Annotated in this window: 27 protein-coding genes and 1 pseudogene; 9 read left to right on the forward strand and 19 right to left on the reverse strand. The window is 72.7% G+C overall.

All coding sequences use genetic code 11. The features are described from left to right. Positions 1-67: 67 nt before the first annotated feature. Positions 68-628 carry a hypothetical protein gene (locus tag IH61_RS43170; RefSeq protein WP_051837875.1) on the reverse strand — a complete coding sequence of 187 codons (561 nt, stop codon included), beginning with the start codon at positions 626-628 and terminating at the stop codon, positions 68-70. A gap of 143 nt (positions 629-771) precedes the next feature. Between IH61_RS43170 and IH61_RS0124660 the strand changes: the two genes are divergently transcribed. After that, entirely contained in the window at positions 772-1,455 is a 684-nt protein-coding gene (locus tag IH61_RS0124660) for a PhzF family phenazine biosynthesis protein (RefSeq protein ID WP_051837876.1), read from the forward strand. 222 nt (positions 1,456-1,677) lie between these two features. Here the strand turns inward: IH61_RS0124660 and IH61_RS50365 are convergent. The 4 genes and pseudogenes from IH61_RS50365 to IH61_RS0124680 form a co-directional block, all read right to left on the reverse strand. After that, positions 1,678-2,070: pseudogene (locus IH61_RS50365) on the reverse strand (hypothetical protein); the annotation flags it as partial. A 133-nt stretch (positions 2,071-2,203) separates the two neighbouring features. After that, entirely contained in the window at positions 2,204-2,599 is a 396-nt protein-coding gene (locus IH61_RS47130; protein ID WP_031073461.1) for a hypothetical protein, read from the reverse strand. Continuing rightward, positions 2,596-4,140 (reverse strand): sensor histidine kinase, encoded by a 1,545-nt coding sequence (locus IH61_RS0124675; protein ID WP_051837880.1) that lies wholly within the window; start codon positions 4,138-4,140, stop codon positions 2,596-2,598. Before IH61_RS0124675 ends, IH61_RS47130 begins: the two co-directional genes overlap by 4 nt. A gap of 106 nt (positions 4,141-4,246) precedes the next feature. Beyond that, the gene (locus IH61_RS0124680; protein WP_031073463.1) at positions 4,247-4,924 is read right to left on the reverse strand and encodes a response regulator transcription factor; all 678 of its coding nucleotides are present in this window, start codon (positions 4,922-4,924) and stop codon (positions 4,247-4,249) included. A 638-nt stretch (positions 4,925-5,562) separates the two neighbouring features. On the opposite strand from IH61_RS0124680, the gene IH61_RS0124685 reads away from it, so the two are divergent. Beyond that, entirely contained in the window at positions 5,563-6,171 is a 609-nt protein-coding gene (locus IH61_RS0124685) for a SigE family RNA polymerase sigma factor (RefSeq protein ID WP_420713999.1), read from the forward strand. Positions 6,172-6,348: 177 nt separating this feature from the next. Here the strand turns inward: IH61_RS0124685 and IH61_RS0124690 are convergent, their stop codons facing one another. The 5 genes from IH61_RS0124690 to deoC all read right to left on the reverse strand — a co-directional run bounded on the left by IH61_RS0124690 (position 6,349) and on the right by deoC (position 11,076). Continuing rightward, complete coding sequence (locus IH61_RS0124690; protein ID WP_031073467.1) at positions 6,349-6,972, reverse strand: ATP-binding protein; 624 nt, start codon at positions 6,970-6,972, stop codon at positions 6,349-6,351. A gap of 61 nt (positions 6,973-7,033) precedes the next feature. After that, the gene (locus tag IH61_RS0124695; protein WP_158845265.1) at positions 7,034-7,444 is read right to left on the reverse strand and encodes a hypothetical protein; all 411 of its coding nucleotides are present in this window, start codon (positions 7,442-7,444) and stop codon (positions 7,034-7,036) included. A gap of 266 nt (positions 7,445-7,710) precedes the next feature. After that, the gene (locus IH61_RS0124700; protein WP_031073471.1) at positions 7,711-8,613 is read right to left on the reverse strand and encodes an aldehyde dehydrogenase family protein; all 903 of its coding nucleotides are present in this window, start codon (positions 8,611-8,613) and stop codon (positions 7,711-7,713) included. Then, positions 8,606-10,084 carry an aldehyde dehydrogenase family protein gene (locus tag IH61_RS0124705; protein WP_051837882.1) on the reverse strand — a complete coding sequence of 493 codons (1,479 nt, stop codon included), beginning with the start codon at positions 10,082-10,084 and terminating at the stop codon, positions 8,606-8,608. The genes IH61_RS0124700 and IH61_RS0124705 overlap by 8 nt, the downstream gene beginning before the upstream one ends. A 5-nt stretch (positions 10,085-10,089) precedes the next feature. Continuing rightward, positions 10,090-11,076, reverse strand: a complete 987-nt coding sequence (gene deoC / locus IH61_RS0124710; protein WP_031073475.1) for a deoxyribose-phosphate aldolase — start codon at positions 11,074-11,076, stop codon at positions 10,090-10,092. Between the two features lie 177 nt (positions 11,077-11,253). Here deoC and IH61_RS0124715 point away from each other — a divergent pair, with 177 nt between their 5' ends. The 3 genes from IH61_RS0124715 (at position 11,254) to IH61_RS0124725 (ending at position 12,720) form a co-directional block, all read left to right on the forward strand. Further along, a complete protein-coding gene (locus IH61_RS0124715; protein ID WP_158845269.1) occupies positions 11,254-11,520 on the forward strand; it encodes an AbrB/MazE/SpoVT family DNA-binding domain-containing protein in 267 nt (88 codons plus the stop codon). Beyond that, on the forward strand, positions 11,517-11,975 hold the full coding sequence (locus IH61_RS0124720) for a PIN domain-containing protein (protein WP_031073479.1): 459 nt from the start codon (positions 11,517-11,519) through the stop codon (positions 11,973-11,975). Before IH61_RS0124715 ends, IH61_RS0124720 begins: the two co-directional genes overlap by 4 nt. Before the next feature lie 67 nt (positions 11,976-12,042). Continuing rightward, positions 12,043-12,720 (forward strand): PH domain-containing protein, encoded by a 678-nt coding sequence (locus tag IH61_RS0124725; protein ID WP_051837906.1) that lies wholly within the window; start codon positions 12,043-12,045, stop codon positions 12,718-12,720. A 69-nt stretch (positions 12,721-12,789) separates the two neighbouring features. Here IH61_RS0124725 and IH61_RS0124730 read toward each other — a convergent pair whose 3' ends face one another. The 3 genes from IH61_RS0124730 to IH61_RS0124740 all read right to left on the reverse strand — a co-directional run bounded on the left by IH61_RS0124730 (position 12,790) and on the right by IH61_RS0124740 (position 16,062). Next, positions 12,790-14,508, reverse strand: a complete 1,719-nt coding sequence (locus tag IH61_RS0124730; RefSeq protein ID WP_031073482.1) for a phospho-sugar mutase — start codon at positions 14,506-14,508, stop codon at positions 12,790-12,792. Between the two features lie 159 nt (positions 14,509-14,667). After that, positions 14,668-15,489, reverse strand: a complete 822-nt coding sequence (locus IH61_RS0124735) for a purine-nucleoside phosphorylase (RefSeq protein ID WP_031073484.1) — start codon at positions 15,487-15,489, stop codon at positions 14,668-14,670. Between the two features lie 135 nt (positions 15,490-15,624). Then, positions 15,625-16,062 carry a gamma-glutamylcyclotransferase gene (locus IH61_RS0124740; RefSeq protein ID WP_031073487.1) on the reverse strand — a complete coding sequence of 146 codons (438 nt, stop codon included), beginning with the start codon at positions 16,060-16,062 and terminating at the stop codon, positions 15,625-15,627. A 97-nt stretch (positions 16,063-16,159) separates the two neighbouring features. Here IH61_RS0124740 and IH61_RS0124745 point away from each other — a divergent pair, with 97 nt between their 5' ends. Beyond that, positions 16,160-17,611: an NAD(P)H-quinone dehydrogenase gene (locus IH61_RS0124745; protein ID WP_031073489.1), complete on the forward strand. Its 1,452-nt coding sequence runs from the start codon at positions 16,160-16,162 to the stop codon at positions 17,609-17,611. A 237-nt stretch (positions 17,612-17,848) separates the two neighbouring features. Next, positions 17,849-18,808, forward strand: coding sequence for a DeoR/GlpR family DNA-binding transcription regulator (locus tag IH61_RS0124750; RefSeq protein WP_037973305.1), 960 nt, complete (start codon positions 17,849-17,851; stop codon positions 18,806-18,808). An 88-nt stretch (positions 18,809-18,896) separates the two neighbouring features. On the opposite strand, the gene IH61_RS0124755 is transcribed toward IH61_RS0124750, so the two are convergent. From IH61_RS0124755 to IH61_RS0124780, 6 genes are all read right to left on the reverse strand, one after another. Beyond that, complete coding sequence (locus IH61_RS0124755; RefSeq protein ID WP_031073494.1) at positions 18,897-20,669, reverse strand: acetyl/propionyl/methylcrotonyl-CoA carboxylase subunit alpha; 1,773 nt, start codon at positions 20,667-20,669, stop codon at positions 18,897-18,899. A 236-nt stretch (positions 20,670-20,905) separates the two neighbouring features. Beyond that, a complete protein-coding gene (locus tag IH61_RS0124760; RefSeq protein WP_031073496.1) occupies positions 20,906-21,664 on the reverse strand; it encodes a hypothetical protein in 759 nt (252 codons plus the stop codon). Between the two features lie 64 nt (positions 21,665-21,728). After that, the gene (locus tag IH61_RS0124765; protein WP_031073498.1) at positions 21,729-22,331 is read right to left on the reverse strand and encodes a nucleoside triphosphate pyrophosphatase; all 603 of its coding nucleotides are present in this window, start codon (positions 22,329-22,331) and stop codon (positions 21,729-21,731) included. Between the two features lie 34 nt (positions 22,332-22,365). Next, positions 22,366-22,506 carry a morphogenic membrane protein MmpB gene (gene mmpB / locus IH61_RS47835; RefSeq protein WP_199823376.1) on the reverse strand — a complete coding sequence of 47 codons (141 nt, stop codon included), beginning with the start codon at positions 22,504-22,506 and terminating at the stop codon, positions 22,366-22,368. 117 nt (positions 22,507-22,623) lie between these two features. Continuing rightward, a complete protein-coding gene (locus tag IH61_RS0124775; protein ID WP_031073500.1) occupies positions 22,624-22,845 on the reverse strand; it encodes an acyl-CoA carboxylase subunit epsilon in 222 nt (73 codons plus the stop codon). Between the two features lie 68 nt (positions 22,846-22,913). Continuing rightward, positions 22,914-24,506 carry an acyl-CoA carboxylase subunit beta gene (locus IH61_RS0124780; RefSeq protein ID WP_031073501.1) on the reverse strand — a complete coding sequence of 531 codons (1,593 nt, stop codon included), beginning with the start codon at positions 24,504-24,506 and terminating at the stop codon, positions 22,914-22,916. Between the two features lie 225 nt (positions 24,507-24,731). Here IH61_RS0124780 and IH61_RS0124785 point away from each other — a divergent pair, with 225 nt between their 5' ends. Both IH61_RS0124785 and IH61_RS0124790 read left to right on the forward strand, forming a co-directional pair. Then, entirely contained in the window at positions 24,732-25,625 is an 894-nt protein-coding gene (locus IH61_RS0124785; RefSeq protein WP_031073503.1) for a biotin--[acetyl-CoA-carboxylase] ligase, read from the forward strand. A 218-nt stretch (positions 25,626-25,843) separates the two neighbouring features. After that, positions 25,844-26,968, forward strand: a complete 1,125-nt coding sequence (locus tag IH61_RS0124790; protein ID WP_031073505.1) for an adenylate/guanylate cyclase domain-containing protein — start codon at positions 25,844-25,846, stop codon at positions 26,966-26,968. Positions 26,969-26,987: the final 19 nt, after the last annotated feature.

A 26,987-nucleotide genomic window follows, 5' to 3' on the forward strand; every position in this document is an offset into this window, starting at 1 on the left:
TGTAGTGGCACTACTGCAGTAGTTCCACTGCGGGGGCGGGCCCTCGAGGCGTCCGTACGGGCGGAGCTCAGGCCGTCGGCGGCTGCTGCGGCGGGGTGGGCTGCGCGTAGGGGTTGTTCGCCACCGGCTGGGCGGGCGTGCCCGGCTGGTACGTCGGGGCGCCCTGCGGCGCGGCCGGGGCACCCTGCGGGGCCGGGGCGACGGGCGCGGCCGGGGTGGTCGGCTGCCAAGTCTGCGGCGGGACCTGTGCACCGGGTGCCTGCGCGGCGTTGGGGTCGAACGGCGCGTTCGGGTTGTACGGGGCGTTCGGGTTGTACGGCGCCACCGGTGCGGCCGCCTGCGCGTTCTTCGCCTTGTTGCCCTCGACGATCGACTTCACCATGGTGACGATCAGCAGCACGGGGAGGATGAACACCTTGTAGAACACGGTGTAGGTGAGGCCGTCGAAGACGAACGCCAGGTAGTAGGCGTAGCCGAGGAATCCGAGGCCGGCCAGGCTGCAGATGATCCGCATCCCGATCTTCACGCTCGTACCGGCGATGCCGAGTCCGAGCAGGAGAATGCCGCTGAGGGCAAGCGCCACGACGTACCAGGAGAAGAGCGGGTCGACGCTGAAATCGAGATTCAAGGTGCTTCCTGTGACCGGAATGAAAAACGGAGGAACCGTTCAGGGACGAGAGCGCACAGTACTGGAGGCGGCTGACATCCGACGTCGCCTTTTCATCACGGTGTCATTGCGCTACGTCGGAACGGCGATTGACGAGGTGGAAAATGGTCGGCTATGAGCTGCTGCGGGTCTTTTGCGGACCGGACGGTGGATACGGGAACGAGCTCGGTGTGGTGCGCGAAGGCGCCTTGCTGCCGGCGCGGGCGGACCGTCAGGCCCTCGCCCGGGAACTCGGCTACAGCGAAACGGTGTTCGTCGACGACCCGGTGAGCGGGGAGATCGACATCTACACCCCGACCCTGCGCCTGCCCTTCGCCGGCCACCCCTGCGTGGGCGCGGCCTGGCTGCTCGGCGTGGACCGGCTCGTCACCGCCGCCGGGGTCGTGGGCGTGCGCCGCGAGGGCGGGCTGACCAGGATCGAGGCCCGGCCCGAGTGGGCGCCCGGGCGCACCCTGCGTCAGTACGGCTCGGCGGCCGAGGTGGACGCGCTGGAGGTGCCGCCGCCGGGCGAGTGGATCTACGCCTGGGCCTGGCAGGACGAGGAGGCCGGTACCGTCCGGGCCCGGGCCTTCCCCGGGCGGGGCGACGGCATCGACGAGGACGAGGCGACGGGCGCGGCCGCCCTGCTGCTGACCGCGCGCCTCGGCCGGGAGCTGACGATCACCCAGGGCCGGGGCTCGCAACTGCTGACCGGGCCGCGCCCGGGCGGGCTGATCGAGGTCGGCGGCCGGGTGGTCTCCCAGGGGCGCCGGGGTTCTCAGGTGGCGGGCGGCGTCGGCTCGGCGTAGGCGCGGGGCCGGGGGGCGACGACGGTCACGGGGGTGACGACGGGGGTGACGACGGCAGTGACGGCCGTCGGCGCCGCTGCGATCCGGACGGCGGCCCCCGCCCGCTCGGCCCCCGCCCGCTCGGCGCCCGTCCGCGCGCAGCACGTGCCGCAGGCCCGGGACGAAGGCGAGGTGGGTGACGGCCACGCCGATCACCGCGAGCAGGATGTGGTCCACGTTGAGCACGTGCCCGGGCGTCCAGGAGGAGAGGAACTCCAGGCCCGTCGCCAGCATGGCGGAGGCGCCGGTGGTGCGTAGGAAGGACGGCAGCCAGCCCGCCCGCACGCGCCCGCCGGCCAGCGGGAGCAGTACCCCGAGCGGGGCCAGCAGCAGGAGTTCGCCGGCGACCTGCCAGCCCGTCGAGGAGCGGAGCGACGCCAGCGGCGTCAGGTTGGCGTCGTAGACCCAGGCCACCGGCAGGGGCCGGAGCACCACCAGCCAGAGCACCACCGCCAGGTGGCAGGCCAGGCCCGCCAGCCCGATCAGGCGGAGGGGACGGTGGACGACCGCCGTCGGCCCGGTCTCGGTCCGCACGACGGAACGCTCGTCGCGTGTCCTGGTGCCATCTCGCTGCACGGGGGGAAGGACGTGAGCCGGTGGCGCGACGGTTCCACACCCGGCGTGAACATTCCGAAAGCGCCCCTGCGGCGCCCCGTGCGACGAGGGCGTGTCCTTCGGCTCACGCCGGGCGGGCGCCGAAAGTCACGCCCTACCGGCAGCCCGCGCTGGGGACGGCGCTGAACGGGTTGTCCGGCGGCGCGCTCGCCTGCGCAGGGGCCGGGGACGGGCTCGCGGCGCCCTTGGCGGCCCCGCCCCGGGCCGGGGTGACGGCCGGGGTCGGGGCGGGGGTGGCCAGGGCGGTCGGCACGTGCGGGGTGGTCGGGCAGGCCGTCCGGCTGGCCGGGGCCCCGGCGTCCACGGGCACGGCGGTGGGCCGGATGCCGCAGCCGGAGGCCAGCGCGAGGAGCACGACCACCCCGGCCGAGCGGCGCAGGACGGTCGGCAGGGCGGCCGGTCGGCCGGTCGGCCGGGTGGTCGGCAGAGCGGGTGAACGTACGTCGGTCGAACGCACGTCGGTCGAACGTGCGGCGGTGGAGCGGGTCATGTGGCGTCCTTGTCCCGGGCGGCGTCGCGAACCGGGCCGCCCTCGGTCTCGTCCTCGGACGGCGGAGCCGGCGGGGCCAGTGGCAGCGTCAGGGTGAACACCGCGCCGACCTCCCCGTTGGCCGCAGTGATCGTGCCCCCGTGGATCTGCGCGTTGGCCATCGCGATCGACAGCCCCAGTCCGCTGCCCTCGGAGCGGGCCCGCCCCCGGTCGGCCTTGTAGAAGCGGTCGAAGACGTGCGGCAGCACGTCCTCGGGGATGCCGGGGCCGCTGTCGGAGACCTCGACCACCACCGAGTCCCCGGTCTGCCGGACCTTGACGCGCACCGGCGAGCCGCCGTGCTTGAGGGCGTTGCCGATCAGGTTGGCGAAGACCACGTCGAGCCTGCGCGGGTCGACGACGGCCAGGATGCCGCGCGGGGCGTCCAGTTCGACGGCGTCGTACCAGGCCCGGCCGTCGATGCAGGACATGATCAGGTCGGCCATGTCCACCTCGTCGGCGACGAGCTTCGCGGTGCCGGCGTCGAAGCGGGTGACCTCCATGAGGTTCTCCACCAGGTCGGACAGCCGCCTGGTCTCGCTCACCACGAGCCGTACGGCCGGCTCGATCATGGGGTCGAGGGACTCGGCCTCGTCCTCCAGGATGTCGGTGACGGCGGTCATCGCGGTCAGCGGGGTGCGCAGCTCGTGCGACATGTCGGCGACGAACCGCCGGCTCTGCGCCTCGCGTGCGCTCAGCTCCTCCACCTGCTCGTGCAGTGCTTCCGCCGTCCGGTTGAACGTCCGTGCCAGGTCGGCGAGTTCGTCGGCGCCGTCGACCTCGAGCCGGGTGTCCAGTCGCCCCTCGCCGAGCTTGCGGGCGGCGTCGCCGAGCCGCTTGACCGGCCGCAGCACGGTGGCGGAGGCGGCCTGGGCGAGCAGCGCGGAGCCGATCAGGGCGAGCAGGGTGGCGATGGACAGCGACCAGCCCAGCGTGTTGAGGTCGGCCCGCTCGTTCTCCAGCGACTTGAACATGTACGCCGTCGGGCCGTTCGGCATCACCTTGCTGCCGCCGATCAGGAACGGCCGACCCTCCAGGTTCTGTCGCTGCCAGTACAGGTGGTACCGGTACGGGTTGCTGTCGGTGACCTCGCGCGGCTTGGCGACGGTGGACTGCAGCGGCGCCGGGACGTCGGCGAGGGTGAAGTGCGCCGGGTCGGAGGAGGCCGAGCACTCCGGGTGTTCCGGGTCCGTCACCACCACCTCGTAGCTCAGGCCGGAGCTGGCCACGCCGGAGGCGAGCCCGGCGAGGTCCTGGCAGGTCGCGTTCAGCGGCATCGTGGAGACGCTGCGGCTGAGCGAGACGCGGAAGTCGTTGAGCGCCGTGTCCTGGGCGCGCTTGAGCACCGCGTCGCGGTTCAGCCAGTACGCGATGCCGGAGGCCGAGACGGCGGCGAGCAGCGCGACCGCCGCGAACACCGCGATCAGCCTCACCCGCAGCGAGCGCAGCTGGCGCCACGAAACGGCCGGTATGCGCCGGGTGGTCGTCTGGTGGTCAGTCACGTGAGCCTGTCGTCGTACGGGAGATACGGGAGATACGGGAGTTGGGGACGTTGGGGGAGCTACGGGGGTTGAGGGACCCGAGCGGGTCCGGCAGGGGGATGGGGGCTCAGGCCGGAGGGTCCAGCCGGTAGCCCACCCCGCGCACGGTGCGGATCAGCGTCGGCGCCGACGGCACGTCCTCGACCTTGGCCCGCAGCCGCTGCACGCAGGCGTCCACCAGCCGGGAGTCGCCCAGGTAGTCGTGCTCCCAGACCAGCCGCAGCAGCTGCTGGCGCGAGAGCGCCTGGCCGGGCCGGCGGCTGAGCTCCAGCAGCAGCCGCAGCTCGGTCGGGGTGAGCTGGAGGTCCTGGCCGTCCTTGGTGACGGTCATCGCCGCGCGGTCGATGACCACGGTCCCGTACGCGGAGGAGTCCGAGCTCTCCCGCTCGCCGCGCCGCAGCACGGCGCGGATGCGCGCGTCCAGCACGCGGGGCTGCACCGGTTTGACCACGTAGTCGTCGGCGCCGGACTCCAGGCCCACCACCACGTCGATGTCGTCGGAGCGGGCGGTGAGCAGGATGATCGGCAGCTGGTCGGTGCGGCGGATGCGTCGGCACACCTCGAAGCCGTCGATTCCGGGCAGCATGACGTCGAGCACGATCAGGTCGGGCCGTTGCTCCTTGAAGAGTTTCAGACCGTCCTCACCGGAGGCGGCGGTGGCCACGCGGTGGCCCTGGCGGGTGAGGGCGAGTTCGAGGCCGGTCCGGATGGCGTCGTCGTCCTCGATCAGTAGGAGGAAAGGCACGGCCCCATTTTGGCCCACCGGCCGCGCCGAATCACCCCCCGGACCGGTCACCGCCCGTTCGGGAACCGGAAGGAGTGCCCCCGGCGTCCGGTACGGAGGAGGGCGGACCGGGACGAAGGGCCCACCCCTGTGACACCCCTGTGACAGTCGGCGGACAGCGCCATCACAACCGCCGGGCAGGATTTTCCATGTCGCCGCAGGACAGCGGGCCCCAGGGCCGGCTGGAGGGCGGCAACCGGAACCGCTCGTACCGACCCAGGGGGCGCACGATGAACGCCATGCTTCAGACCCGGACCAACCCGGCTGTCCGCACCGCGCGTTCGTCAGCCACCGCCCCCCGGACCCGCTACGAGGTCAGGACCGACGAGAACTCCGGTGCCGTGACCGTACGGGGGTGCGCGCACAGCACCGGTGGAAACCCTGCCGCACGCCGGGTGAGCGGCGGCGGCAGGACGGGGGAGCTGTACGGGATCGGCCGGACGGGGAGTGCGGCCGACTCCGCCAACACCCTCACGCTGCGGGGGATCCTCCCCGTCCGCGTCGAGGGCAAGGACGCCCTGGGGGGTAACCGGGGGAACAGCGGTCTGCGGACGGTCGGCTCGGGGGAGCCGGCCGGCCGCGAGGCCGCAGGTGCGACGCTGCTGCGGCTGAACCCCGCGGCGGCCCGTACCGGCCAGGCGGGACAGGGAGACGCGCAGGGGGAGCACCCGGCCGTCGCGGAGGACCACATCACGGAGTTCACCGCGTACGTGCGCGAGCGCCGCGCCTCCCTGTACGCCACGGCGTACCACCTCACCGGTGACCGCTACGAGGCCGAGGACCTGCTGCAGAGCGCGCTCTTCAGCACCTACCGCGCCTGGGGCCGGATCACCGACAAGGCCGCGGTCGGGGGCTACCTGCGCCGCACCATGACCAACCTGCACATCTCCGCCTGGCGGCGCCGCAAGGTCAACGAGTACCCGACCGAGGAGCTGCCGGAGACGGCCGGCGACACCGACGCGATGGGCGGCACCGAGCTGCGCACCGTGCTCTGGCAGGCGCTGGCGAAGCTGCCGGAGAACCAGCGGACCATGCTGGTGCTGCGGTACTACGAGGGCAAGACCGACCCGGAGATCGCCGACGTGCTGGGGATCAGCGTCGGCACGGTCAAGAGCAGCATCTGGCGTGCGCTGCGCCGCCTGCGCGAGGACGAGCACCTGAACAAGTCGGGCGACACCGTCCGGGCGTTCGGCGAGCTGGTCGCGTAGCGGCGCCGCGATGGACTCCCGTCGGGGGACGGGAACGGACGGTCACGGTCCGGGGGTCGGCTCGGGGGAGCGGCCCGTGGGGGAGCCGAGGATCGTTCGAGGGCGACGGGCCCGGTGCGGGGGAGACGCACCGGGCCCGTCGTCGTAACGTCGTACGAGCGGCTCAGACGGTGGCGATCAGACGGTGGTGAAGCGCCCGGACCAGGCCGCCGCGGCGATCCGCCGCTCGGCCTCGGGGCCGGCGCACGGGTACGAGCCGAGCGCCACCTGCCGCCCGACGATCGAGCGCTCGGCCCGCATCAGCCGCGCGCCCCGGCGCAGCAGCACGGGCAGCGACTTGCGCCCCTCCCGGACGTCCCGGCGCAGCCGGCGCCAGGCCGTGGTGAGCGCGCCGTTGCGCAGGCACAGGGCGTCGCCGAGCAGCCCCTGGGCCTCGCACTCGGCGACGATCTCGGCGGCGAAGATGCCCTCGGCGATGAACGCGCCCGCCTCGCCGAGTTCCAGGACGTGGGTGTCGACGCGGCCGTTGTCCGGGATCGAGTACACCGGCACCTCGGCGCGCCCGTGCTCGTGCAGCGCGCGGATGGCGGCGAGCGCCTGGTCGCGGTGCCAGGCGAGCGGGGTGTCCCAGTCGACGGCGCCGTCAGGCAGCCGGGGGAGGGTCGGGTCGTCGCCGTCCTTGTAGAAGTCGTCGAGCTGGAGGACCGGCAGGCCGCTGCGCTCGGCGAGGGAGGACTTCCCCGATCCGGACGGCCCGGAGATCAGGATCACCCGGGCGTGGGAGGTCGGTGCGGGGTTCATGGGGGAGTCACTCACGGGACACCAGTCTGACGCATCCCGGCCGGTTACCGAAACCGGTCGGTCAGACCTTTCCGACGGCGTCCGGACCGGCCAGGGCGAGGTGCAGCATCGACAGGTAGCGGCTGTCGACCTGGAGGTAGACCGTCCGGCCGCCCAGGGGCGGTTCGTAGCCGGTGGCGGCCCAGTCCTGGCTGTGCCAGGTGTCGGGCTCGGGCTCGTGGAAGGTGCCGCCGACGGGCAGGTCGACGTGACCGAGCGCACGGGAGCCGAAGGTGACCGTGCGCGAACCCGGGGTGATGTGCAGCTTCCCGTTGACGTAGGCGCGTTGCCAGCCGGGCCGCTCGGACCGGGCCGAGCACGGGATCCGTACGGGCCGGCCGGCGTCCAGGCGCCTGCGGGTGCGGGAGACGTGCCAGCGGCGGATGAACCCGTCCGTGAGCAACGGCATCAGCTCGGCGATCAACTCTCCCACGGCGCCCCCTCGTTCGGTCCCTCGTTCGGTCCCTCGTTCGTCCGGGTGAAGGTCCCGGTGAACGTCCCGGTACGAAGGATTGTGCGCCGTGCGCGCCCGCCCCGGGGATCGCCGAAAGTCGAGGGGTACGCCGACGAAAGTCGACGGACCCGCACCTGGGGGGGATAGGTGCGGGTCCGTCTCATGACCGCCCGGGCCCTGGGGGGGAGAGGGCACTGGGGACGGCCAGTCTGTGGAGTTGTGACTCAATCCGGTGGGGACGGAGGTCAGATCCCCATCGGGTGCCAGACCGTCTTCGTCTCCAGGAACGAGAGTAGCCGGTCCGTACCGGGCGCATCCGTCCAGTCCCGGGCGAACGGGTCCAGCTCCGGACGGATTACCCGCTTGAGGGTATCCGCGGCGGCGGCCTCCAGGGCGGGCGCCGCGCCGGGGCCGTCCTCGGCGATCGCGCCGGCGAGGTCCAGTGCGTTGACGTCCTGGTGCGAGGCCAGGGTCGGCGCGATGTCGGCCGTGCGGCCCGAGATGATGTTGACCACGCCGCCCGGGACGTCCGAGGTGGCCAGCACCTCGCCCAGCGACAGCGCGGGCAGCGGGGCGTCCGCGGCGGCCGCGACCACGACCGTGTTGCCGGTGGCGATCGCCGGGGCGATCACCGAGACCAGGCCGAGCAGCGAGTGCCCGTACCCGGCCTGCGGGGCGACGATCCCGACCACGCCGGTCGGCTCCGGGGTGGAGAGGTTGAAGTACGGGCCGGCGACCGGGTTGGCGCCGCCCGCGATCTGGGCGACCTTGTCGGTCCAGCCCGCGTACCAGACCCAGCGGTCGATCGCGGCGTCCACCAGCGCGGCGGCCTTCTTCGGGCCGATGCCCTCGGAGAGGGCCACCTCGGCGGCGAACTGCTCGCGGCGGCCCTGGAGCATCTCGGCGACGCGGTACAGCACCTGGCCGCGGTTGTAGGCGGTGGTGCCGGCCCAGCCCTTGACCGCCTTGCGGGCGGCCACGACGGCGTCACGGGCGTCCTTGCGGGTGCCCAGCGGGGCGTTGGCGAGCCACTGGCCCTTGGAGTCGGTCACCTCGTACACCCGCCCGCTCTCGGAGCGCGGGAACTTCCCGCCGACGTACAGCTTGTAGGTCTTGAGGACCTCGAGACGCGTTGCTACATCAGACATCGAGGTAAGCCTCCAGACCGTGGCGGCCACCTTCGCGGCCGTAACCCGACTCCTTGTAGCCGCCGAACGGCGAGGTCGGGTCGAACTTGTTGAAGGTGTTGGCCCAGACCACGCCGGCCTTGAGCTGGTTCGCCATCCAGAGGATGCGCGAGCCCTTCTCCGTCCAGATGCCGGCGGAGAGGCCGTACGGGGTGTTGTTGGCCTTCTCCACGGCCTCCGCGGGGGTGCGGAAGGTCAGGACGGAGAGCACCGGGCCGAAGATCTCCTCCTGGGCGATCCGGTGGGCCTGGCTGACGCCGGTGAACAGGGTCGGCTTGAACCAGAAGCCGGTGCCCGGGAGTTCGCAGGCGGGGGACCAGCGCTCGGCGCCCTCGGCCTCGCCGGCCTCGGTCAGCGCGGTGATCCGGGCCAGCTGCTCGGCGGAGTTGATGGCGCCGATGTCGGTGTTCTTGTCCAGCGGGTCGCCGACGCGCAGGGTGCCCATGCGGCGCTTGAGGGCGTCCAGCAGCTCGTCCTGGATCGACTCCTGGACCAGCAGGCGCGAGCCCGCGCAGCAGACGTGGCCCTGGTTGAAGAAGATGCCGTTGACGATGCCCTCGACGGCCTGGTCGATCGGCGCGTCGTCGAAGACGATGTTGGCGGCCTTGCCGCCCAGCTCCAGCGACAGCTTCTTGCGGGTGCCGGCCAGCTGCCGGGCGATCGCCCGGCCGACCGGGGTGGAGCCGGTGAAGGCGACCTTGTTGACGTCCGGGTGCGCGGTGAGCGCGGCGCCCGTGCGGCCGTCACCGGTGACGATGTTGACGACGCCCTTCGGCAGGCCCGCCTGGCGGCAGATCTCGGCGAAGCGCAGGGCGGTCAGCGGGGTGGTCTCGGCCGGCTTGAGGACGACGGTGTTGCCCGTCGCCAGGGCGGGCGCGATCTTCCACGCCAGCATCAGCAGCGGGAAGTTCCACGGGATGACCTGGCCGGCCACGCCCAGCGGCTTCGGGTTCGGGCCGAAGCCGGCGTGGTCGAGCTTGTCGGCCCAGCCCGCGTAGTAGAAGAAGTGCGCGGCGACCAGCGGCAGGTCGACGTCACGGGTCTCGCGGATCGGCTTGCCGTTGTCGATCGACTCCAGCACGGCCAGCTCGCGGCTGCGCTCCTGGACGATCCGGGCGATCCGGAACAGGTACTTGGCGCGCTCGCTGCCCGGCAGGGCCGACCAGTCGGTGAACGCCTTGCGGGCAGCGGCGACGGCGCGGTCCACGTCCTCGTCGGTGCCCTGGGCGAACTCGGCGAGCACCTGCTCGGTGGCCGGGTTGACCGTCTTCAGGGACTCGCTGCCGGAGGAGTCGACGAACTCGCCGCCGATGAAGTGGCCGTAGGAGGTGGCGATGTCGCCCGCGGCGGCGGGGGACTCGGGGGCCGGGGCGTACTCGAAGAGGCCGGCCTTGCGCACGGGCTCCTCGGTGGTGGTCTTCTTCTTGGCCATGGTGATCAGTCCACCGTCACGTAGTCGGGGCCGGAGTAGCGTCCGGTGGCGAGCTTCTGGCGCTGCATCAGCAGGTCGTTGAGCAGGCTGGAGGCGCCGAAGCGGAACCAGTGCGGGGACAGCCAGTCGTCGCCGAGGGTCTCGTTGACCATCACCAGGTACTTCATGGCGTCCTTGGTGGTGCGGATGCCGCCCGCGGGCTTCACGCCGACCTGCACGCCGGTGGCCTCGCGGAAGTCGCGGACGGCCTCGAGCATCAGCAGGGTGACCGGCGGGGTCGCGTTGACGGCGACCTTGCCGGTGGAGGTCTTGATGAAGTCGGCGCCGGCCAGCATCGCCAGCCAGGAGGCGCGGCGCACGTTGTCGTACGTCTGCAGCTCGCCGGTCTCGAAGATCACCTTGAGGTGGGCGGAGGTGCCGTCGGCGCGCTTGCACGCCTCCTTGACGGCGACGATCTCGTTGAAGACGTCGAAGTAGCGGCCGGAGAGGAAGGCGCCGCGGTCGATCACCATGTCGATCTCGTCGGCGCCCGCGGCCACCGCGTCGGCGGTGTCGGCGAGCTTGACCGGGAGGGCGGCGCGGCCCGCCGGGAAGGCGGTGGCGACGGAGGCGACCTGGATGTCGGTGCCGCGCAGGGCGTCCTTCGCGGTGGCGACCATGTCCGGGTAGACGCAGATCGCGGCGACGCGGGGGGTGGTCGGGTCGGTCGGGTCGGGGGTCCTGCCCTTGGCGCACAGGGCGCGCACCTTGCCGACCGTGTCCGCGCCCTCGAGCGTGGTCAGGTCGATCATGGAGATCGCCAGGTCGATGGCGTACGCCTTCGCCGTGGTCTTGATCGAGCGGGTTCCGAGGGTGGCGGCACGCGCCTCCAGGCCGACCTGGTCGACGCCGGGCAGGCCGTGCAGGAAGCGGCGGAGCGAGGCCGCGGACGCCGCAACGTCCGAGAGGCCGCTGCCCGCAACGCCGGGGGCATTGGCTGCAACAGTGGACATAGTCACCAGACCAGCATATCTACGCGCGTAGTCGTCCGCTAGAGCGCCCCCCTTTCGTGGCCGGACCGAGATCTGGGGGTGGGGCGGGTCAGGGATTCACCGGATGGTGCGCAGATCGATCAATAGTGCGCAGAAATCCCCGTGGTCCACATTCTGGGAAGTGGGTACCCTGTGCTCATGAGTGTCACAGGCGACCGCCCGGTGGAAGCCACGACCACGGTCGGGCACCGAGGGCGCATCATCCTGCCCGTCGCCATCCAGCGTGCCGCGCACATGCAGGAGGGCGCGCGCGTCCACCTGCGTGTGCTCGAGGACGGCGGCGTGATCATCGAGACCGCCGAGGACATCAAGCGCCGGCTGAAGTTCCGGCTCCCGGCCGGCGTCGACCTCGCGGCCGACGACCGCGCGGAAGCGGACGAGGACGAGGAGCGCGGCGCCGTATGACCCGCCTTCTCGACGCGGGAGCGGTCCTCGCCTGGATGGCCGACGAGCCCGGAGCCGCCCAGGTCGAGGACGTCCTCGACGGCGCCCGGCTGCCCACCGTCTGCCTCACCGAGGTCCTGCGCCGCGCCCAGGCGTACGGACACCCCAGCCCGCCGCGCCGCATCGCGGACGACCTGGTTGGCGCCGGCCTGGTCATCGTCGAGGACGTCACCCAGGCCGACGCCGTCCGGGCCGCCGAGCTGCGCCACCTCTCGTACGCCACGAGATCCCGGTGGACCGAGGACGACCTGCGGCACATCAGGTCCGCCAGGCCCGGGACCCTGTCCACCGCCGACTCGCTGTGCATCGCCGTCGCCGAACGCCTCGACCTTCCCGTCCTGACCACGGATCGCGCCTGGTCGGTGGTCGAGCGCCTCGCCGGCGGCTTCCGGGCCGAGGTCGTACACATCCGCTAGGCGTTCGTCGTCGAACGGTGATCGTCGGGGCCTGTGGTCTCCCGCGGGCATGGGGCAGAATCAGGCCATGACCCAATCCGACGGCGGGCCCCACCAGGGCCGGCCCGCTCCCGACGGGGACCAGGCGTACGCGGACCGCGTGTACCGCTCCGTCCCCGGTGTGATCACCGGCGTGATGCTGCTCGCCCTCGCCGCCTGGCTGATCGGCGACGCCGTGCTGAACGGGACGGGCAGGACCCCGTACGTGTCGCTCGCCGCCCTGCCGCTGTTCGCCGCCCCGGTGATCGCCTACACCCTGCGCCCGGTGGTGCGGGCGACCGCCGCCGGGCTGCTGGTGTGCAACCCGTGGCGCACGATCACCGCGCCCTGGGCCTCGGTGGACGCCCTGCGCGCCGGGTACTCGGTCGAGTTGCTCGCCGGCGGAAAGAAGTACCAGGTCTGGGCCGTGCCGGTGTCGCTGCGCCAGCGCAAGCGGGCCGGCCGGCTGCGGGCGGAGAACCAGGGCGGGGAGCACGCCTCCCGGGTCGGGATGATCTTCGGCCGCCAGGCCAACCCGGTGGTCGTCGGCTCCCCGGACCCGACGAAGGCGTGGTCCGATCAGGTGACCGCCGTGCTCCAGGAGATGGCCGAGCGCAAGGCCGGCGACCCGGCGGCCGCCGGGCCGGTCGTGGTGCGCTGGTGCTGGTGGCTGATCGCGCCGACGCTGATCGGGCTGGTCGCGCTGATCACGGTGATCGCGGTCTGACCGCTCTCGGAACGTACGTACGGAGAAGGGCCCGCCGAGTACCGGCGGGCCCTTCCGTCGTGGCGGGGGTCAGATCCCGGCGGCCGCGGCGAGGTCGCGCTTGATCGCGTCGAGCAGTTCGGCGGCCCGCGTACGGGCGGCGCCGAGGTCGGCGGCGGTGGCGACCGGGAGGACGACCTCCAGGTAGCACTTGAGCTTGGGCTCGGTGCCGGAGGGCCGGACCACGATCCGCGCGGAGCGCACGGCCTCGCCCTCCAGGTAGTAGCGCAGCCCGTCGGTGGGCGGCAGCTCGGCGGAGCCGGCGGACAGGTCGTCGGCGCGGGTGACGGCCAGGCCGGCCACGGCGGTCGGCGGCTGCTCGCGCAGGCGGCGCATGGCGTCGGCGATCAGCGAGAGGTCCTGGACGCGGACGGAGAGCTGGTCGGTGGCGTGCAGGCCGTGCTCCAGCGCCAGGTCGTCCAGCAGGTCGGTCAGGGTGCGGCCGGACTTCTTCAGGGTGGCGGCCAGTTCGGCGACGAGCAGGGCGGCGGTGACGCCGTCCTTGTCGCGCACGCCCTGCGGGTCGACGCAGTAGCCGAGCGCCTCCTCGTAGCCGTAGCGCAGGCCCTCGGCGCGGGAGAGCCACTTGAAGCCGGTCAGCGTCTCGGCGTAGTCCAGGCCCGCGGCCTCGGCGATCCGGCCGAGCAGGGTGGCGGAGACGATGGTGGTGGCGAAGGTGCCCTCGGCCTTCTTGGCGACGAGCGCCGAGCCGAGCAGCGCGCCGACCTCGTCGCCGCGCAGCATCCGCCAGCCGGAGGTGCCGTTGCCGGAGCCGGCCGCGTTGCCGTTGACGGGCACGGCCACCGCGCAGCGGTCGGCGTCCGGGTCGTTGGCGATCACGATGTCCGGGCCGACGGAGGCGGCGGTGCGGAAGGCGAGGTCCATCGCCCCCGGCTCCTCCGGGTTGGGGAAGGCGACGGTCGGGAAGTCGGGGTCGGGCTCGGCCTGTTCGGCGACGACGGTCGGCGCGGGGAAGCCGGCCCGGCGGAAGGCGGCGACGAGGGTGTCGCGGCCGACGCCGTGCATCGGGGTGTAGACCACGTCGAGGTCGCGCGGGCTGTGCTCGTCCACGATGCTGACGGCCCGGTCCAGGTACGCCTCGACGACCTCCTCGCCGAGCACCTCCCAGCCGCCGTCGGCGCGCGGGACGTCGTCCAGCGAGCCGATCGCGTCGATCTCGGCGGCGATCCCGGCGTCGGCCGGCGGGACGATCTGCGAGCCGTCGCCCAGGTAGACCTTGTAGCCGTTGTCCTGCGGCGGGTTGTGGCTCGCGGTGACGGTGACGCCGGCCGCCGCGCCCAGGTGGCGGACGGCGAAGGCGAGCACCGGGGTCGGCAGCGCGCGGGGCAGCAGCGCGGCGCGCAGGCCCGCGCCGACGACCACAGCGGCGGTGTCCCGGGCGAAGTCGTACGACTTGTGGCGGGCGTCGTAGCCGATGACGACCAGGTCGCCCAGGCCCTCCTTCTTCACGTACGCGACCAGGCCGGCGGCGGCCCGGATCACCACGGCGCGGTTCATCCGCATCGGGCCGGCACCGAGCTCGCCGCGCAGGCCCGCGGTGCCGAACTGGAGGCGGTCGGCGAAGCGCCCGGCCAGCTCGGCCCAGGCGAGCTGGCCGTCCTCCTCGGCCCCGGGGGCCTCGGCCCGGGCCAGCAGGGCGGACAGTTCCTCGCGGGTCTGCGGGTCCGGGTCCTCGGCCAGCCAGGTCCGGGCCCGGGCGAGGAGGTCGGTGGTGGTTGCCTGCGTCATGGTCTGCAGCTCCATCGGGAAGTGCGTCGGTGGGTCGGCCGGAGGGTTCCGCGCGATGAGAAAGGGGTGTGCACATGCGGACGGGGCCCACGGGAGGGCGTGATCAGCGGATCACGCCGCCCGTGGGCCCCGTCTCATGCATTCTGCGCCTGGAGGGCGTCAGATCCGCTCAAGGACCTTCGCCAGCAGCTCGCCCATGCGCTCGGCGGAAGCCTTGCCGGCCTCCAGGACCTCGGCGTGGTTGAGCGGCTCGCCGGTGATGCCGGCGGCCAGGTTGGTGACCAGGGAGATGCCGAGCACCTCGGCGCCGGCCTCGCGGGCGGCGATGGCCTCCAGGGTGGTGGACATGCCGACCAGCTCGCCGCCGATGACCCGGGCCATGTTGACCTCGGCCGGGGTCTCGTAGTGCGGGCCGCGGAACTGGACGTAGACGGCCTCGTCCAGGGTCGGGTCGACCTCGCGGCACAGGGTGCGCAGCCGCTTGGAGTACAGGTCGGTGAGGTCGACGAAGTTGGCGCCGACGATCGGGGAGTCCCCGGTCAGGTTGATGTGGTCGCTGATCAGCACCGGCTGGCCCGGGGTCCAGCCCTGGCGCAGGCCGCCGCAGCCGTTGGTCAGCACGATGATCCCGCAGCCGGCCGCGGCGGCGGTGCGCACGCCGTGGACGACGGTGGCGACGCCGTGACCCTCGTAGTAGTGGTTGCGGCCGAGGAAGATCAGGGCGCGCTTGTCGCCGATCTTCACCGAGCGGATCGTACCGGCGTGTCCGGCGACGGACGGGGCGGGGAAGCCCGGGAGGTCGGTGACCGGGAACTCGGCCACGGTCTCGCCCAGGGCGTCGGCGGCCGGCACCCAGCCGGAGCCCATCACCAGGGCGACGTCGTGCCGCTCGGCACCGGTCAGCTCGCGCAGGCGCGCGGCGGCGGCCTGGGCGGCGGCGTAGGGGTCGGTGGAGACGACCGACTGAGGAGTTGCGTTCACGCGTCCGAGGATAGACGGGAATCGGCTACGCGCGTAGAAAATCGAGCGCGGCTTGCCGGATCGTTACCCGGTTGACCCGAAAGTACAGCTCGGTGGCGCTTTTCGGGTGACGCGACCGTCCGGACGTACGAGAACTCAGCAGGGCCGGCGGCGAAGATCGAGTACGTAGTCGTCGGGGGCGCCCGCGCTCTCGGCGGCGTCGGCGATCAGGCCGAGGTAGCGGGCGGCGGGCAGGCCCCCCTCGTAGTCGTTGAGGACGTACGTCCAGACCTGGATGTCGCCCTCCAGGGTGTGCGCCCGCAGCTTGGTCTTGCGGTAGATGCCGAGCTGCACGCCCTCCCAGCGGTCCAGGCCCTCCTCGTCCATCGGCGCGATCTCGTACAGCGCGACGAAGACCTGCTCCTTCTCGTCCTCCACGACGGTGGCCAACGAGCCCTCCCAGCCCAGCTGTTCGCCGCCGAAGGTGAGCCGCCAGCCGTCCAGCCAGCCGGTGCCGCGCAGCGGGGAGTGCGGGGCGCGGCGGGTCATCTGCCGGGCATCGAGGTTCGTGGCATACGCGGCGTAGAGGGGCATGGGGGTCAGAGTAGCCCGGCTGGGTGGGTGTGACGCATGTCCGGTACACGTCCTCACCTCCGACCCCGGCGTGGCGGCGATCCCGGCGTGCGGGACAATGGGTGGCGTGACTCGGATCGTGATCATCGGTGGCGGACCCGGCGGCTACGAGGCGGCGCTGGTGGCCGCCCAGCTCGGCGCGGAGGTGACCGTCGTCGACCGCGACGGTCTGGGCGGATCGGCGGTCCTGACGGACTGCGTGCCGTCGAAGACCCTCATCGCGACCGCGGAGGTGATGACCACCTTCGACAGCTCGTACCAGGAGCTCGGCATCACCGTCCAGGACGGCGCGGCGCGCGAGCAGGGCGAGAAGGTCGTGGGCGTGGACCTCGGCAAGGTCAACCGCCGTGTGAAGCGACTGGCCATCGCGCAGTCCCACGACATCACCCAGTCCGTCACCCGTGCCGGGGTCACGGTGCTGCGCGGCCGCGGCCGGCTCGGCTCCGGCGGGCAGGCCGTGGACGGCTCCCGCGAGGTGCTGGTGGACGGCCCGGACGGCTCGGTGCAGTCGCTGCGCGCCGACGCGGTGCTGATCGCCACCGGCGCGCACCCGCGCGAGGTGCCCGACGCCACGCCGGACGGCGAGCGCATCCTCACCTGGACGCAGGTGTACGACCTGGAGGAGCTGCCCCGCGAGCTGATCGTGGTCGGCTCCGGCGTCACCGGCGCCGAGTTCGCCGGCGCCTACCAGGCGCTCGGCTCCAAGGTCACGCTGGTCTCCAGCCGTGACCGGGTGCTGCCGGGCGAGGACCCGGACGCCGCCGAGGTGCTGGAGGACGTCTTCCGCCGCCGCGGCATGAACGTGATGAGCCGCTCCCGGGCCGAGAGCGCCAAGCGCATCGGCGACCGGGTCGAGGTGACCCTCTCGGACGGCAAGGTCATCGAGGGCACCCACTGTCTGATGGCGGTCGGCTCGATCCCCAACACGGCCGAGATGGGCCTGGAGGAGGCCGGGGTCAAGCTCAACGACTGGGGCCAGATCCAGGTCGACCGGGTCTCGCGCACCAGCGCCCCCGGCGTCTACGCGGCCGGTGACTGCACCGGCGTCTTCATGCTCGCCTCGGTGGCGGCCATGCAGGGCCGGATCGCGATGTACCACGCGCTGGGCGACGCGGTGCAGCCGCTGAACCTCAAGACCGTGGCCTCCAACGTCTTCACCGACCCGGAGATCGCCACCGTCGGCTACACCGCCGCCGACGTGGAGTGCGGCAAGATGGACGCCGTCGTCGTCAAGCTCCCGCTGCGCGGCAACCCCCGCGCGAAGATGCAGGGCATCCGGGACGGCTTCGTGAAGCTGTTCTGCCGCCCGGGCACCGGCATCGTGGTCGGCGGCGTGGTCGTCGCCCCGCGTGCGAGCGAGCTGATCCACCCGATCTCGCTCGCGGTGGACGCCAATCTGACGGTCGAACAGGTGGCCAGCGCCTTCACCGTCTACCCGTCCGTCTCCGGATCGACCGCCGAGGCGGCCCGGCAGCTGCACATCCGCAAGCGGGCCGACGGCGAATCCTGAGCTCAAGGGGCACAGTTGAGGGCGGTCACCGGAAGGTGGCCGCCCTTTCGCGCACGACGGACCGTCACCCGGACGGCGGGCGCAGCCCCGGCTTGCTGACGGCGCGTATTGTACGGTCACGCGCCGCTCGTGCGTGAGCATTTCCCGCTACCAGCTGCAAACGCATGAAAGCAGACGGTCACGCAGGTTACCGTCAGTTCTGTGTTTGCTGCAGAACGTCGCCAGTTGATCCTCGAAATGGTGCGCGCCAACGGAGCCGTCTCGCTCCGGGAGTTGGCCCGCGTCGTCCAGACCTCCGAAGTGACCGTGCGTCGTGACGTACGGGCGCTGGAGGCAGAAGGGCTCCTCGACCGCCGTCACGGCGGCGCGGTGCTCCCCGGCGGCTTCAGCCGCGAACCCGGCTACCCGCAGAAGACCCACCTGTCCGCGGCGGAGAAGAGCGCCATCGCGGACCTCGCCGCCTCGCTGGTGGAGGAGGGGGACGCGGTGGTGGTCGGCGCCGGTACCACCACCCAGGAGCTGGCCCGCAGACTCGCGCGGGTGCCCGGCCTGACGGTGGTCACCAACTCGCTGCTCGTCGCCCAGGCACTGGCGCACGCCAACCGGGTCGAGGTGGTGATGACCGGCGGCACCCTGCGCGGCTCCAACTACGCGCTGGTGGGCAGCGGCGCGGAACAGGCGCTGCAGGGGCTGAGGGTCACCAAAGCCTTCATCTCCGGCAGCGGGCTGACGGCCGAGCGCGGGCTGTCGACCGCGAACATGCTGTCCGCGAGCGTGGACCGGGCCATGGTGCTGGCGGCCGCCGAGGTCATCGTCCTCGCCGACCACACCAAGCTCGGCGCGGCCGGCATGTTCCAGACCGTCGCCACCGACGCCATCACCCGGCTCGTCACCGACGAGCAGGCCACCGCGGACGACGCCACCGCCCGGGAACTGGACGCGCTGGCCGACTGCGGGGTGCAGATCGATCTGGCACCCCTGGGCGGCGGCGCGGGCGGCAGCGACGCCCCCGTCCACGGCACCGGCAGCGGGCCCGTCCACCAGACGCAGCCCGGCCCGATGGCCCGCCGCTCGGGCCCGCCGCCCGGCGGCGCCCCGCTGCCCGGCCAGCGCCGCCCGGGCGCGCACGGCGGACCGGTCGGCCCGGGCGGGATGCCCGTGCGGATGGCCGAGCTGGGGCTGCAGCGCGGGCGCTGAGCGCCGAACGGGAGCGGCCGGCCCGCACACCCCGGTGGGGTGTACGGACCGGCCGTGGAAACCGTCCTGCGTCAGTCCTCGGTCCCGCTCAGTCCTTGATCTCGCAGAGCGCGGCGCCGCTGCTGACACTGGCGCCCACCTCGGCCTTGAGGCCGACGACGGTGCCCGCCTTGTGCGCGTTCAGCGGCTGCTCCATCTTCATCGCCTCCAGGACGACGATCAGCTCGCCCTCGGCGACGACCTGGCCCTCCTCGACGGCGACCTTGACGATGGTGCCCTGCATCGGGGAGGCGAGGGTGTCGCCGCCGACGGCCGAGCCGGCCTTCTTGGCGCCCACGCGGCGCTTGGCCTTCGCCGCGCCCGCACCGGCCGCCGGGGCCGCCGCGACACCCAGCGAGGACGGCAGCGAGACCTCGATCCGCTTGCCGCCGACCTCGACGACCACGGTCTCGCGGGTCTCGGCCTCCTCGCCCTCACCGGCCCCGCCCGCGAAGGCCGGGATGGTGTTGTCGAACTCGGTCTCGATCCAGCGGGTGAAGACCTTGAACGGCCCGTCGCTGCCGTGCACCTCGGGCGCGAACGCCGGGTCGGTGACGACCGCCTGGTGGAACGGGATGGCGGTGGCCATGCCCTCGACCCTGAACTCGTTCAGCGCGCGGCGGGCCCGCTCCAGGGCCTGCTTGCGGTCGCGGCCGGAGACGATCAGCTTGGCCAGCAGGGAGTCCCAGGCCGGGCCGATGACCGAGCCGGTCTCCACGCCCGAGTCCAGGCGCACGCCCGGGCCGGACGGCGGGGCGAACAGCGTCACCGTGCCGGGCGCGGGCAGGAAGCCCCGGCCCGGGTCCTCGCCGTTGATGCGGAACTCGAAGGAGTGACCGCGCACCTCGGGGTCGCCGTAGCCGAGCTCCTCGCCGTCGGCGATCCGGAACATCTCGCGGACGAGGTCGAGGCCCGTGACCTCCTCGGTGACCGGGTGCTCCACCTGCAGACGGGTGTTGACCTCCAGGAAGGAGATCGTGCCGTCCAGCGCCACCAGGAACTCGCAGGTGCCGGCGCCGACGTAGCCCGCCTCCTTGAGGATGGCCTTGGACGCGCGGTACAGCTCGGCGTTCTGCGCCTCGGTCAGGAACGGCGCGGGCGCCTCCTCGACCAGCTTCTGGTGGCGGCGCTGCAGCGAGCAGTCACGGGTGGAGACGACCACCACGTTGCCGTGGCTGTCGGCGAGACACTGGGTCTCCACGTGCCGCGGGTTGTCCAGGTAGCGCTCGACGAAGCACTCGCCGCGGCCGAAGGCGGCGACGGCCTCGCGCACCGCCGACTCGTACAGCTCCGGGATCTCCTCCAGCGTGCGGGCGACCTTGAGGCCGCGGCCGCCACCGCCGAAGGCCGCCTTGATGGCGACCGGCAGGCCGTGCTCCCGGGCGAAGACGACGACCTCGTCGGCACCCGAGACCGGGTCCGGCGTGCCGGCGACCAGCGGGGCACCGGCGCGCTGCGCCACGTGCCGGGCGGTCACCTTGTCGCCGAGGTCGCGGATGGCCTGCGGCGGCGGGCCGATCCAGATCAGACCCGCGTCGAGGACGGCCTGGGCGAAGTCGGCGTTCTCCGACAGGAAGCCGTAGCCGGGGTGGACGGCGTCGGCGCCGGAGTCGGCGGCGGCCTTGAGGACCTTCGCGATGTCCAGGTAGCTGGTGGCCGGGGTGTCACCGCCCAGCGCGTAAGCCTCGTCGGCCGCGCGGACGTGCAGCGCATCCCGGTCCGGCTCGGCATAGACGGCGACGCTGGCGATACCGGCGTCCGAGCAGGCCCGAGCGACGCGGACTGCGATTTCCCCGCGGTTGGCGATGAGCACCTTGCGCACTGTGGCTCCCTTCTTGAACCTCGTTGAGTTTATGGATTCCTGGGCGGTACCGGCGAGTAGCCCCAGGTTGTGAACTATCCCACACGCTCGGTGATGGGAATCGAGGCGTCCTCGACCGTCCGTGGAGAGACTGCCCAGGTCACCGCAGGTGCGGTCGGAACAGCATGATCAACGGCGAGTGACCGTACGGAGGTACGGGCGGTCGGTGGCATCGGACACACTCTCGTGCGGCCCCCTCAGGCGGCCGTCGTGGTGGCGGCGGGGGCGGACGGCCGGTGCAGCGCCTCGGTGGTGACGTCGGCGGCCAGTTCGACCATGTCCGGCCCGTACGCCTCCGGGTTGACCACCCGCAGGACCAGGGCGAAGGTGCCGTCCTGGCCGTACTTCCGGGCGAGTTCGCGGTGGTGGGCGACGAGGTAGCGCACGCCCGCCTGGTTGGCGGTGGCGGTCAGCCCGGAGACCAGGAAGGCCGGCCGGCTGTCCGGCGCCGACTGCAGCCGGGCGATCAGTGCGAAGGAGTGACCGCCGGAGGAGCCGGAGCCGCTCACGTACGGGTACTCCGCACTGCCGATCGTCAGGATCGGCACCACGCTGTCAGGGGTGGGCAGGTGTGCCACGCCGGGCAGCCAGGAGGCCAGATGGGCCGCCGTCCGCTCGTTGCTCGCCGGGCCGCCGATGCAGAACTCGGCCTTGCTCCCGAGCCCTTGGCGGACCTCGTCGTGCGCGACCAGTTCGGCCCGGGACCCGCATTCCTTGACCAGGGCGGCCAGCTCCATCAGTGCGTACACGTCGGTGCGTGAGACGCTCTTCGCGTTGGTGGACGCGGGCTGGCGGTTGACGACGATCAGGCAGTCGCTGCCGGTGGGCAGCCCGAAGAACCGCCGCACCCGCTCGACCCTGCGGCGCCGCCGCAGGGTCTGGGCGAGCCAGCCGAGCCCGGCACTGATGGCACTGGCCACCAGGCCCAGCACCACGTTGAGCACGTTGTCGGCCATCGCCGCGTTCCTCCCCGGATCGAACGGGGGTCAGCTTAGAGGGCCGACTGCCCCGCGCGTCAGGTCAGTTGGTCCACAGATCCACAATGCGCACGTCGAGGTCGGCGAGCAGGCGGCGCAGCAGGGGCAGCGAGAGGCCGATGACGTTGCCCGGGTCGCCGTCGATGCCGTCGACGAACGGTGCCGAGCGGCCGTCCAGGGTGAACGCCCCGGCCACGTACAGGGGTTCGCCGGAGGCCACGTACGCGGCCACCTCGGCGTCGTCCGGGGTGCCGAAGCGGACGGTGGTGGAGGCGGTGGCGGAGGACTGGCGGCCGGTCGCGGTGTCGATCACGCAGTGGCCGGTGCGCAGCACGCCCTCGCGCCCGCGCATCGCGCGCCAGCGGGCGACGGCCTCCTCGGCGTCGGCGGGCTTGCCGAGGGCCCGGCCGTCCAGCTCCAGGACGGAGTCGCAGCCGATCACCAGCTCGCCGGCGGTCAGTTCGGCGGCGACGGCCTTCGCCTTGGCCTCGGCGAGGACCAGGGCCAGCTCGCCGGGGGTGGCGGCGCTGATCGCGTCCTCGTCGACGCCGCTGACCACCACGCGCGGGTCGAGCCCCGCCTGGCGCAGCAGCCCGAGGCGGGCGGGGGAGGCGGAGGCGAGGACGAGGGAGCGCTGATCGGTCATGCCGACCAGCGTAGGCGGTGGTGGTGTCCGCCGTTCAGGTGAACCAGCGGGAGAGCATCATCAGGACGGAGCCCACCAGCACGATGGCGGCCAGCACCCGGCCGGAGCGCCGCATTCGTTCCTGCATCCGCCGGGCCTCGGGTGAGGGCTCGTCGCGAGGGTCTGACCAGAGCACCCGTCCAGGGTGCGCCGCGCGGGGCGGCGGGCGCCTGAGTACGCGTACTCAGGTTGGGGGCGGAACGGGCGTGGGGAGCCGCGACCGGCTCCCCACGCGTCGTACGTCCGAGCGCTTCTAGCGTGCCCAGCCCGAGGTGCGCCAGGCGTTGGTGCCCGGGTGGATCGCGGGGCGGAGCAGGCGGGCGCGGTCGCTCCAGGGGGAGGCCGGGCCGACGCCGGCCAGGCGGGACGCCTCGGCGGCGGCCTGCGCGGCGGCGGCCCGGGATTGGACCACCGCCAGGACGGTGGCCAGCTCCTCGGGGGTCGGCTGCCCGTGCAGCACGTGGATCGGGGCCATGGTTCGATTCTCTCCCGTACGGGGCTGTGGCGTCCTGAGGGCGTCCTGAGGGGCGTCCTGGGGGCGTCCTAGAGGGGGATGTTGCCGTGCTTCTTCGCCGGCAGCACCTCGCGCTTGCCGCGCAGCGCCCGCAGGCCCCGGACGATGTGGCGGCGGGTCTCGCTGGGCGCGATGACCGCGTCCACGTAGCCGCGCTCGGCCGCCAGGTACGGGTTGAGCAGGGTGTCCTCGTACTCGGCGACCAGCTCGGCCCGGCGGGCGTCGACGTCCAGGCCGGCCTCGGCGGCCTCGGCCAGCTCGCGGCGGTAGACGATGTTGGCCGCGCCCTGCGCGCCCATGACGGCGATCTGCGCGGTCGGCCAGGCCAGGTTGAGGTCGGCGCCCAGGTGCTTGGAGCCCATGACGTCGTACGCGCCGCCGAACGCCTTGCGGGTGATCACGGTGATCAGCGGGACGGTGGCCTCGGCGTAGGCGTAGATCAGCTTGGCGCCGCGGCGGATGATGCCGTCCCACTCCTGCTCGGTGCCGGGCAGGAAGCCGGGCACGTCGACGAAGGTCAGCACCGGGATGTTGAAGGAGTCGCAGGTGCGGATGAAGCGGGCGGCCTTCTCGCTGGCGTTGATGTCCAGGCAGCCGGCGAGGTCCATGGGCTGGCTGCCGACGATGCCGACGGAGTGGCCCTCGACGCGGCCGAAGCCGGTGATGATGTTGCCGGCGAACAGCGGCTGGGTCTCCAGGAACTCGCCGTCGTCGACGATGTGCTCGATGACCTTGTGCATGTCGTACGGCTGGTTCGCCGAGTCCGGCACGATCGTGTCGAGTTCGAGGTCCTCGTCGGTGACCGCCAGGTCGGCCTGCTCGGGGTAGGACGGCGGGTCGGAGAGGTTGTTGGAGGGCAGGTACGAGAGCAGGCTCTTGACGTACTCGATCGCCTCCTTCTCGTCCGTGGCCAGGTAGTGCGCGTTGCCGGACTTGGTGTTGTGGGTGCGGGCGCCGCCCAGCTCCTCCATGCCGACGTCCTCGCCGGTGACGGTCTTGATGACGTCCGGGCCGGTGATGAACATGTGCGAGGTCCGGTCGGCCATCACCACGAAGTCGGTGATCGCGGGGGAGTACACCGCGCCGCCCGCGCAGGGGCCCATGATCAGCGAGATCTGCGGGATGACGCCGGAGGCGTGCACGTTGCGGCGGAAGATCTCGCCGTAGAGGCCGAGCGAGACCACGCCCTCCTGGATGCGGGCGCCGCCGGAGTCGTTGATGCCGATGACCGGGCAGCCGGTCTTCAGCGCGAAGTCCATGACCTTGACGATCTTCTCGCCGAAGACCTCGCCCAGCGAGCCGCCGAAGACGGTGAAGTCCTGGGCGAACACGGCGACCTGGCGGCCGTCGACGGTGCCGTAGCCCGTGACCACGCCGTCGCCGTAGGGCCGGTTCCTCTCCTGGCCGAAGTTGGTCGAGCGGTGGCGGGCGAACTCGTCGAACTCGACGAAGGAGTCCTCGTCCAGCAGCTCCACGACCCGCTCCCGGGCCGTCAGCTTGCCCTTGGCGTGCTGCTTCTCGACGGCCTTGGCGGAGCCGGAGTGCACCGCCTCGTCGAGCCTGCGGCGCAGGTCGGCGAGCTTGCCGGCGGTGGTGTGGGGGTCGTACGGCGCCTCGGTCATCCGGTGGCTCTCCCTGATCATCGGCCGCGACCTGTTCGAGTGCGCGCGGGCCGGATGTGGGGGCCCGCCGCGGGAGGGCAGGGCGGCGCTGCGAACTACCGTTGGGTAGCGTAAACGGCGGGTGGCGCCGGATGTAACGTCCGCCGGTTATGGCCAGCGACACAGTGTCATCGGCGTACGTTCTGGGGCACGATAGGTCGGCCTGGGGCATCTACTGTCATCCCCATGACCGCACCCGACACCCCCCGCCGCAGTGGACTGCGCGGCTTCGGCGCCGCCGGACCGTCGCCCTGGACGGACCTGGACCGGCCCCCGCTGGACGGGGCGGCGCTGCGCCGCTCCCTGATCGTCCCGGGCGGGCTCTGGACCTCGCTGGACGTCCTCGCCGAGACCGGCTCCACCAACAGCGACCTCGCCGAGCGGGCCCGGGCCGGCGCCCCGCAGGGCGCGGTGCTGGTCGCCGAGGCGCAGAGCGCCGCGCGGGGGCGGCTGGACCGGCAGTGGACGGCCCCGGCCCGCTCCGGGCTCTTCCTCTCCTTCCTGCTGCGGCCCGAGGAGGTGCCCGTCGAGCGGTACGGCTGGCTGCCGATCCTCGTCGGGGTGGCCGCCGCCAGCACGCTGGGCCGGGTGGCCGGGGTCGAGGTGGGGCTGAAGTGGCCCAACGACCTCCAGGTGGAGATCGACGGCGCGGAGCGCAAGGTCGGCGGCATCCTCACCGAACTGAGCGGCGGCGCCGTGGTGGTGGGGATGGGCCTCAACGTCTCGCTGCGCGCGGAGGAGCTGCCCGTCCCCACTGCCGCCTCGCTGGCGCTGGCGGGGGCCTCGACCACCGACCGGTCCGTCCTGCTGCGGGCCCTGCTGCGCGAGTTCGCCGAGCTGTACGGGGAGTGGACGGCCGCCGCCGGGGACCCGCACGCCAGCGACCTGATGCGCGCGTACGCCGACCGCTGCACCACACTGGGACGCCGGGTGAAGGTGCACCTTCCCGGGGGCGCGGAGTTGGAAGGCGAGGCGGTGGCGATCGACGGCGACGGCCGGCTCGTGGTGCGCTCCGAGGACGGCGCACGCCGGGCGGTCGGCGCGGGGGACGTCGTCCACGTGCGCCCCGAGCCCCGGTAACTGGTCACCGGGGCCCGCCCAGCGGTCGTCCGTGCTCCCCTTACTCCCCCTTGACCCGGGCGGATGCCCCGGATGACGGGATTCCGTGCGAACATTCCACCTGGCAGCGGTGTGAGGCGCGCCACTGCTCGCAGGGGTGGTCAAACGCGCCCGGACAGGTAGCGCGCCCGGACAGGCAGGACACGAGGCAAGTGCGGCGACCGCACGGGGACGGACCGGTGGCAGAGGACGGCAGCAGCGGCGCGGCGGCGGGCGACCACGACCAGACGGTCGCGCTCGAACTGGAGCGGCTGATCCTGGACGCGCCACGTCGCTACACCCCGTACCAGGCCGCCCGTGCCGCCGACGTCCCGATGGAGCTGGCCACCCGCTTCTGGCGGGCCATGGGTTTCCCCGACATCGGCCAGTCCCGGGCGCTGACGGACGGCGACGTGATCGCCCTGCGGCGGCTGGCCGGGCTGGTCGAGTCCGGGCTGCTCAGCGAGTCGATGGCGATCCAGGTGGCCCGCTCCACCGGCCAGACCACCGCCCGGCTGGCGGGCTGGCAGATGGACACCTTCCTGGAGAACCTCACCCAGTCCGTCGAGCCCGGCCTGACCCGCGCCGAGGTCGCGTACCCGCTGGTCGAGCTGCTGCTGCCGGAGCTGGAGCAGTTCCTGGTGTACGTCTGGCGGCGCCAGCTGGCCGCCGTCACCGGCCGCGTGGTGCAGGCCGCCGAGGACCACGAGATCACCAGCGGACGGCTCGCGGTGGGATTCGCCGACCTGGTCGGCTTCACCCGGCTGTCGCGGCGGCTGGAGGAGGAGGAGCTCGGCGAGCTGGTCGAGACCTTCGAGAACACCTGCTCCGACCTGATCGCCGGCCAGGGCGGCCGGGTGATCAAGACCCTCGGCGACGAGATCCTCTACGTCTCGGAGGACCCGGCGACCGCCGCCGAGATCGCGCTCAGCCTCATCGACGCGCTGGCCGAGGACGACACCATCCCCGCGCTGCGGGTGGGCATGGCCTTCGGCACCGTGACCTCGCGGATGGGCGACGTCTTCGGCACCACCGTCAACCTGGCGAGTCGGCTGACCTCGATCGCGCCCAAGGACGCGGTGCTGATTGACGGGGAGTTCGCCGCCGCCCTGGAGCAGAGCGGCGCCGTCGCTCCCGCCGACTCGGAGGGGCCGGGCCTGGCGGAGGCGCTCTCCGCGGCGGCGGGGATGCCGGCCTCGGGGCTGCCGATGCCCGCGCCGGAGCCCGGCCACCGCTTCCACCTGCAGCCGATGTGGCGGCGGCCGGTGCGGGGGCTCGGGCTGGTCGAGCCGTGGCTGCTGTCGCGGCGGATGAAGGCCGAGTAGCGCTGGGGGAGCCCCGGGA

Origin of the sequence: Streptomyces sp. NRRL WC-3742 (assembly GCF_000720635.1) — a bacterium.
In the GTDB taxonomy this organism is placed as follows: Bacteria; Actinomycetota; Actinomycetes; order Streptomycetales; family Streptomycetaceae; genus Kitasatospora.

What these genes read in the sequence shown, in the direction of transcription:
- IH61_RS0124785 (WP_031073503.1), top strand. Translation starts at nt 24,732, where the DNA reads ATGACCGCACCCGACACCCCCCGCCGCAGTGGACTGCGCGGCTTCGGC.
- IH61_RS0124725 (WP_051837906.1), top strand. Translation starts at nt 12,043, where the DNA reads ATGACCCAATCCGACGGCGGGCCCCACCAGGGCCGGCCCGCTCCCGAC.
- IH61_RS0124660 (WP_051837876.1), top strand. Translation starts at nt 772, where the DNA reads ATGGTCGGCTATGAGCTGCTGCGGGTCTTTTGCGGACCGGACGGTGGA.
- IH61_RS0124750 (WP_037973305.1), top strand. Translation starts at nt 17,849, where the DNA reads ATGGTGCGCGCCAACGGAGCCGTCTCGCTCCGGGAGTTGGCCCGCGTC.
- IH61_RS0124780 (WP_031073501.1), bottom strand. Translation starts at nt 24,506, where the DNA reads ATGACCGAGGCGCCGTACGACCCCCACACCACCGCCGGCAAGCTCGCC.
- IH61_RS0124760 (WP_031073496.1), bottom strand. Translation starts at nt 21,664, where the DNA reads ATGGCCGACAACGTGCTCAACGTGGTGCTGGGCCTGGTGGCCAGTGCC.
- IH61_RS0124730 (WP_031073482.1), bottom strand. Translation starts at nt 14,508, where the DNA reads ATGACGCAGGCAACCACCACCGACCTCCTCGCCCGGGCCCGGACCTGG.
- IH61_RS0124775 (WP_031073500.1), bottom strand. Translation starts at nt 22,845, where the DNA reads ATGGCCCCGATCCACGTGCTGCACGGGCAGCCGACCCCCGAGGAGCTG.
- IH61_RS0124745 (WP_031073489.1), top strand. Translation starts at nt 16,160, where the DNA reads ATGGGTGGCGTGACTCGGATCGTGATCATCGGTGGCGGACCCGGCGGC.
- IH61_RS0124765 (WP_031073498.1), bottom strand. Translation starts at nt 22,331, where the DNA reads ATGACCGATCAGCGCTCCCTCGTCCTCGCCTCCGCCTCCCCCGCCCGC.
- IH61_RS0124740 (WP_031073487.1), bottom strand. Translation starts at nt 16,062, where the DNA reads ATGCCCCTCTACGCCGCGTATGCCACGAACCTCGATGCCCGGCAGATG.
- IH61_RS47130 (WP_031073461.1), bottom strand. Translation starts at nt 2,599, where the DNA reads ATGACCCGCTCCACCGCCGCACGTTCGACCGACGTGCGTTCGACCGAC.
- IH61_RS0124690 (WP_031073467.1), bottom strand. Translation starts at nt 6,972, where the DNA reads ATGAACCCCGCACCGACCTCCCACGCCCGGGTGATCCTGATCTCCGGG.
- IH61_RS0124720 (WP_031073479.1), top strand. Translation starts at nt 11,517, where the DNA reads ATGACCCGCCTTCTCGACGCGGGAGCGGTCCTCGCCTGGATGGCCGAC.
- deoC (WP_031073475.1), bottom strand. Translation starts at nt 11,076, where the DNA reads ATGTCCACTGTTGCAGCCAATGCCCCCGGCGTTGCGGGCAGCGGCCTC.
- IH61_RS0124715 (WP_158845269.1), top strand. Translation starts at nt 11,254, where the DNA reads ATGAGTGTCACAGGCGACCGCCCGGTGGAAGCCACGACCACGGTCGGG.
- IH61_RS0124705 (WP_051837882.1), bottom strand. Translation starts at nt 10,084, where the DNA reads ATGGCCAAGAAGAAGACCACCACCGAGGAGCCCGTGCGCAAGGCCGGC.
- IH61_RS0124700 (WP_031073471.1), bottom strand. Translation starts at nt 8,613, where the DNA reads ATGTCTGATGTAGCAACGCGTCTCGAGGTCCTCAAGACCTACAAGCTG.